This window comes from Scopulibacillus darangshiensis, assembly GCF_004341035.1.
GTDB classification, from domain to species: domain Bacteria; phylum Bacillota; class Bacilli; order Bacillales; family Sporolactobacillaceae; genus Scopulibacillus; species Scopulibacillus darangshiensis.
Genome location: NZ_SLXK01000081.1, coordinates 1 through 2,721 on the forward strand (window position 1 = coordinate 1; position 2,721 = coordinate 2,721).

The 2,721-nt window shown below is 36.7% G+C and carries 1 protein-coding gene; it reads left to right on the forward strand.

The features are described 5' to 3' along the window. The first annotated feature begins 763 nt into the window (after positions 1-763). Positions 764-2,581, forward strand: a complete 1,818-nt coding sequence (ltrA, locus tag EV207_RS22750; RefSeq protein ID WP_132748736.1) for a group II intron reverse transcriptase/maturase — start codon at positions 764-766, stop codon at positions 2,579-2,581. Positions 2,582-2,721 lie beyond the last annotated feature (140 nt).

Genomic DNA, 2,721 nt, shown 5'->3' on the forward strand with positions numbered 1-2,721 from the left:
GTGCGAAATGTTCCTAGTTTAAATGGAAGGTGGCCACACCATTCCAATAAAGGCTAGGCAATTCCTTCTGGAATTGAAGGATTATATCGAAGAATCAAATGATGAGGTAACGCTTGGAAGGGTTCTCTCTTAGTCGATTAGCACTTGATTTAGTAAGAATGACAGTGTTAAAAGCTCGGTGAAAAGGCGTAAGAATTTACCGTAACAGTGCAGTTTAGCTGACGAAAACCTACCCGATGGGGTGGTGTAAATCATAATGCTTGAGTTGAATGAATATGGTGAGAATGCGAATAAACCTACAAGAAAAGGTTAAGCTGACGAACTTCTGAAGGTACGGGTCTAAACTGGCAATGCATAGAAATGTGTATATCACCAAATCGTGAGGTTAGCAGTGGATGAGTAAGACTAGTTAATATGAAAATCCATGATATGTTATAGGCATATGAACGGCTAACAGGCTTACAGGAAGCACCTAAGTTCATTCCATAACAGATATAATTCAACGTTGTAAGCTGATGACGTGGAGGACTTACTCCCTTTGAAACGGTGTTAAGGAAAGCAATAGTGAGAGTAGCTATTGTATAACTTATTTTTGTATCAGTGAAAGTGGTGGCACAGTACCGATGAAATGTCCAATCAACATGGAGGGACAGCCACTAGACTAATGAAGAATCATTCAACCATGTATGGCAGTTCTTTATCGGTTAACGAGGTTCTTGTGAGACTAATAGAGGTTCAACTCCCGAAGGGAGTCACCGACTTGTTGAAACGGAAGAAACTGAGACACAGCGAGTATTATGATATGCAACATCGTTTTGATAACTTATATGCTCAAAGTGTCGATGGTAAAAGTTTCTATGACTTAATGAATATAATAAGTTCCAATGATAATATACGTCTTGCCTATCGAAACATCAAAAGAAATACTGGGAGTAAAACAGCAGGGACAAACAAGTTAAAGATTGATGATATTAAGGGCTTGTCGATAGATGAAGTAATTGAACAGGTTCAAAGTATGTTTCAATCATATAAACCAGAAAGTGTTCGACGGGTGTTTATTGACAAAGGAAATGGCAAATTAAGACCATTGGGAATTCCGACAATATGGGACAGAATTGCTCAACAATGTATCTTACAAGTATTAGAACCTATTTGTGAGGCAAAGTTTCATAAACATAGCTACGGATTCCGGCCAAATAGAAGTACACACCATGCCAAAGCGAGATTAGAGTCACTTATCAATATGACAGGCCTCTATCACTGTATAGATGTAGACATCAAGGGATTTTTTGACAACGTTGACCATAGTAAATTACTTAAACAAATATGGACACTAGGAATTAAAGATAAAGCATTAATTTCCATCATATCCAAGTTATTGAAAGCCGAAATTGAAGGAGAAGGTGTACCAACAAAAGGAACCCCGCAAGGCGGCATCCTTTCACCGCTGCTATCAAACATTGTATTAAATGAGCTGGATTGGTGGGTAAGTAATCAATGGGAAACTTTTCAAAGCAACTATAAATACAAACATAATGGAAGTAAAGTAAAAGCACTCAAAAAATCAAAGCTGAAAGAATGTTACATCGTTAGGTATGCAGATGATTTTAAGGTATTATGCCGCACTCGCTCGCAAGCTATCAAAATGAATTATGCCATTAAGGATTTCCTTAATACTAGACTACACCTTAAGACAAGTGATGAAAAATCAAAGGTTGTTAACTTGAAGAAGAATTCGTCAGAATTCCTTGGATTCTCGTTCCGTGTAAAAAGGAAAGGTAAAACCAGGTTTGGGTATGTTGCCAAATCAAATATGACGAAGAAAGCTAAGTCCAACGCACATATTAAAATTAAAGACTCCATAAAAGCAATTCAGAAAAAACCATGTAATGAGACAGTATGGCATTACAATACTGTCGTAATGGGGATCCAAAATTATTATGCACCAGCAACTGAAATCATGAATAATTTAAGCGAGTTGTACTCCTATCTTAACAAGACGCTTTATAATCGATTAAAGGACCTTAGAAAAGAAGCGACATTCTCTGACATGACTGCCACATTAAAAAAACGTTATAAAGGTTGTAAGTCAAGGCTTTATAAAATAAAAAATATGGTATTTGTCCCTATTCATGCCCAAAAGCACAAAACAAATCTGTGCTTTTCTCAGGATATTTGTAATTATACGGAAAAAGGGCGAGACAAAATACACCATAATCTTAAAGCGATTGATAAAAATGTTTTAGCTTATGTCATGAAAAACTTTATTCCAAATCGGACGATTGAGTATAACGATAACCGCATTAGTAAGTTTATTGCCCAATATGGGAAATGTGCCATAACTGGTATGGAGCTTGAGAAACACGATTGGCACTGTCATCATAAAAAGCCGTATCATCTCTCAAAAGATGACACGTACTCAAACTTGATTATACTACATGAGTCCGCTCATCGGTTGATACATTTAAAAGACAGTGAGAAAATCAAAACTCTAATCAAGGTTTTGGAGCTTAGTAAAAAGCAAATTCAAAAGGTAAATGAACTACGAAAACAATGCAAAAATGACTTAATCCTAAACTAGAATAAATAGCTTCATTTCGCATACATAGAATAGAATGAATTGGATTAGTTGGAGCGCCGTATGCGATGAAAGTTGCACGTGCGGTGCAAACGAGGGGAAAAGGGAGCGATAACGTCAAACCCTTACCTATTCGTATGAAT